Below are 3,864 nucleotides of genomic sequence, written 5' to 3'. Positions count from 1 at the left end.
GTACGTGCCATTGAAAATATAGAAATAAAAATAACTCAAAGGAGGATTTTAAGTATTTAAAACCAATTCTTCAAATGAGGACACGCCCTAAATCTTGTGGCCAATTTTTTCGCCGATGTGTCAGTTTTTGTTCTTCAATGCCTGTAAGCTTTGAGAACACTGAAGCATCTACCCAATCGATAGCTGTAAGCCCTAGTTCTAAAAGAACATCTAAAATTTCGTTTTGCATAAAATTACTTAGCCAATTGAGCTGATCTAAAAATTATTCACGGCTAGGCATAAATTTCCCTAGTCATAAATCGTCATGTGGAAAACTTAGCACATGACATTTTTTAAAAACTCGTTTCGTTTAAAACTTCAAAAAAATGGTTATTCAAAAAAATTATGAAATAAAAAAATCATATTTATGCTTACTGAATTAATGATTTAATCCCATTTGTTAGGTACAAAGTTTGGTACTTAAATCCTCAATATCATGAGTTAAGTACCAGATTTGGTATCTTAAAAATCAGCTCGAAAAATGATTTATAATTTATTTTTTTAACAAGGGTTGGAGCACATCTAAAAGACTCTCACCATTTTTACGATCAATTATTTTTGCAGACATGCCTAATTTTTGCGGCCCATCTACATCAGCAATTTGAGTATCACCAATGAAAAAAACTTCATTTGGTTGACAGTTCATTTGAGTTAAAAAATGTTGGTAGATTAAAGGATCTGGCTTATTTGCACCGACCTGAAAGCTCCATGCATAAGTATCTAAAGGTGGAAGTAGGTGCTGTGCTCGTTCACCATAAGGCGTTGCTGCATTGGAGCAGACTGCCAATTTGTAGCCTAGCTTTTTAAGCTCAAGCAGCATTGGTATAGAATCATCAAAAGCACGCATATACTTTAAATCATGTTGAAGATCGTTGTTCATTTCAGCTAACAAGGGAGCGGGTAGTTGATAACCGAAATAAGAAGCGATTGTCTCAAAATTGCCATCTAGCGACATGATCATCGCAGCATCATTTGGTTGTGGTTTTCGCCCTTGTTGTTTAAGCCATTTCATCATTTTTTTATAAGGTGATTGACTATTTTTAATTTCAATTAGCGTTCCAAAAACATCAAAGGCTACTGCTTTATAAGGTCGTTTACTCACTATTCTTATCTCATTAAAAGTTTAAGCATATGGTCTAGCGTTTTATATCAACTCTTTTATTCATCAAAATTTAAGTCAGAATCATTTAAAGAGGAGGGCGAACTGAACTTTCCTGCTTTATTTGATTAACTTAAATTCAAACCTATCTGTTCAGGTGAATGCCAAAGCATTTTTAAGTGTCCTAGTTGGTCTCTGAGATGAGCGGCTTTACGGATGATATATTTTTTTTGTTTCAGCCATTCATCCAGGCGCGCATCGTCATAATGGATGTCTATCTTCAGTTGTAAAAGCTGGTTATATAAGCCACGCTTTTCAGATGACATGGCTTCTAGAATAGATGGTGGAGCCATGGGCTCTAATGGATGTAGCAATACCGGCCTAAAAATCCTGAACGTGGCGGAGCACAGAAGATTACTGCTGATGTGTTGGGTTTGGGACGACATCAAATTAGACACATGCGGCAACTCACCGAAAAACTAATCAATGAGTCTTTAGAACTATATGCACCGATGAAGACAGTTCGTATATTCAGCTTAAAGCAGACAGTACTGAGCATAAATTGGAGCCTGGGAATGATTTGGGTACAGCAAAGGCGAAAGACAAGAAAGAAGACTTTTTGTCGCAGATTTTAAGCCGGATGAATGATCTGTTTGTGACGGACAATCTGACAGAGAAAGACATGATCAACTATGCTCTGACCATTGCTGACAAGATGTCCGAGAACACACGAATGATGAAACAGATTCATAACAACACTCGTGAACAGGCCATGCTAGGTGAGTTTGATACGGCGCTTGATGATGCTGTATTAGACAGTAATGCAGCGCATATGGAGCAAATGACACAGCTCATGAGCGATCCTGCGAAGATGAAGCAGTTTGCGCATATCATTTATGATGTATTGGTTAATAAAGAACGCTAAGTTTTCTTATAAAATAAAGAGGCTTTGTTGCATAAACATTCTTCAAGATGCTGATTCTTAAAGATTTGTTTGATTTTTAATCCAAAAATGAATTAAAAAAATCATAGTCTTAGATATTTATGCAACAAAGCCTAATCAAATTGTGAATCACTAATTAATTGCTAGAACTTACAACATGCATATAATTAAAATGACAATGGATACTCAATAATTACGCGTACTTCATCAATATCATTATAACGATAACCTTTGGTGGCTCGATGGGTAGCTTGACGTAACTTTATATCCAAACCCTTAGCAAATCCACTTGGAACTTTGTAAGAAATTTGAAGATTACGTTCCCAATGCTTATTGTCTTTGGTTGGATCATAAACAAATCTCTGTCTATAAAAATTATTATCACTATTACTGTTGTCTACATCCCAACCATATATATAACGCCCCATTAAGCTTAGGCCTGGTAGTCCATATGAGCCAAGACTTGTTTCATATTTAAGCTGTAGTGACTTTTCTTTTGCTTCAGAAAAACTGGCAAACTGCGCTGCATTTAGAATTGAAACATTTCCGCCTATAGTTGAATATCCTACCCAGTCAAAAGGCTCATCCCCAAATACCTGCTGATATCCAAAAGAAATAATATGCTGATCTATTTGATATCCCACTAAACCTGACAGAATGTTTGCTTCAATATTGCCTGCAATTTTTTTACCCGTATCTTTATTACTATATCCAACAAAGGCAGCTTTTAGTTTGTGGTCATTTTCAAAAGCATGTTGGAAATCTGCGCCTAGAAAGAGCTGTGTCCACACGTCTTCTAATTCAGAAGCATAGGCGGTTACTGATGAGTTTGGTAATTTATATGTTCCTCCAGCAAAACTGACACTATCCGCTTTAATTCCAGCAGCTGGACCATAATCTGTGGTAAAAAAGTTTAAATCCTTCGTAGAATCTACCGGATTCATACTATAAAAATAACCGGCATTTATTTCCAAATGATCTATAGATTTATTCTGTAAAGTTATACCCGTACTTACAGATGGGAGTAAGCGAGAGGTATTGGTGGCTATAACTGGAACATTGGGAAATTGATTACCATAAGTCAATATAGTGTCCTTATATTTGACCTTTAGAGCACCTCCAATTTCTCCATTGAAGCTTTTAGTCTTACCTGTTGCAGAGTCAAATTCTAACAAGTTTGTGCCGGTTTTAAATTCGTCACTATATAGTTTTACTGCTGCCATGCCATAAGCATCAAATCCTACTTGCAAGGCAGTATCAGTATATCCTGAAGTATATTTTGCAATAACCCCATGTGCCCATTCACTACGATAGCCCTCTTTATCTTCTTCTGGCAACTGCGTGTTCGCACCGGAAGGATTGAAAGCTCCATTTCTAAAATCGCGATAAAAATAAAAATTACGATTAATTAAATCAAATTGACCATCTTCCAATAATTCATTTGCTAATAGTTCAGGTGAAAAAGAAATACAGGTCCCTATTACTAATGAAAATTTCACAAGTGTTTTCATACATTCATCCTTAAATGTTTCTTAATTTATTTTTGAAATCATTGTTATTTGGGTTAAACAGATAAATTCATACTTCATCTATTCCAAGCATTTGATAATGTATTTGGCTATCTATCGTTTTTGAAAGCGGGCAACTCACTGAGATGAATAAAGCTCCCCGCATTCTTGTTCTTGTCGTCTCTTTTAAATTCTGTTTTGAGTCATTTCCCCATTGACGAGTCTCAGCAGGTTCAGTGGATTCTCATCTCTTAATGCTTCAGGCAACAGACTTT

4 protein-coding genes and 3 pseudogenes are annotated in these 3,864 nt (G+C 35.9%); 2 read left to right on the top strand and 5 right to left on the bottom strand.

Translation table 11 applies throughout. The features are described 5' to 3' along the window. Nucleotides 1–70: 70 nt before the first annotated feature. The 3 genes from NI455_RS15155 to NI455_RS15145 all read right to left on the bottom strand — a co-directional run bounded on the left by NI455_RS15155 (nt 71) and on the right by NI455_RS15145 (nt 1,491). Entirely contained in the window at nt 71–229 is a 159-nt protein-coding gene (locus NI455_RS15155; protein ID WP_253114860.1) for a hypothetical protein, read from the bottom strand. A 303-nt stretch (nt 230–532) separates the two neighbouring features. Beyond that, nucleotides 533–1,141: an HAD family hydrolase gene (locus tag NI455_RS15150; RefSeq protein WP_034703133.1), complete on the bottom strand. Its 609-nt coding sequence runs from the start codon at nt 1,139–1,141 to the stop codon at nt 533–535. A gap of 125 nt (nt 1,142–1,266) precedes the next feature. After that, a complete protein-coding gene (locus NI455_RS15145; RefSeq protein WP_253114859.1) occupies nt 1,267–1,491 on the bottom strand; it encodes a hypothetical protein in 225 nt (74 codons plus the stop codon). An 18-nt stretch (nt 1,492–1,509) separates the two neighbouring features. On the opposite strand from NI455_RS15145, the pseudogene NI455_RS15540 reads away from it, so the two are divergent. Then, nucleotides 1,510–1,689: pseudogene (locus tag NI455_RS15540) on the top strand (MobA/MobL family protein); the annotation flags it as partial. Continuing rightward, nucleotides 1,668–2,063: pseudogene (locus NI455_RS15140) on the top strand (type I restriction endonuclease subunit R); the annotation flags it as partial. The pseudogenes NI455_RS15540 and NI455_RS15140, both read left to right, overlap by 22 nt. 185 nt (nt 2,064–2,248) lie before the next feature. Here the strand turns inward: NI455_RS15140 and NI455_RS15135 are convergent. Then, entirely contained in the window at nt 2,249–3,592 is a 1,344-nt protein-coding gene (locus tag NI455_RS15135; protein WP_253114858.1) for an OprD family outer membrane porin, read from the bottom strand. Nucleotides 3,593–3,775: 183 nt separating this feature from the next. Next, nucleotides 3,776–3,864, bottom strand: a pseudogene (locus tag NI455_RS15130) (ketoglutarate semialdehyde dehydrogenase); the annotation flags it as partial.

This window comes from Acinetobacter lwoffii, assembly GCF_024129435.1.
GTDB classification, from domain to species: domain Bacteria; phylum Pseudomonadota; class Gammaproteobacteria; order Pseudomonadales; family Moraxellaceae; genus Acinetobacter; species Acinetobacter lwoffii_F.
The sequence above is the reverse complement of the archived record's forward strand: the minus strand, read 5'-3'. Positions and strand labels throughout refer to the sequence as shown.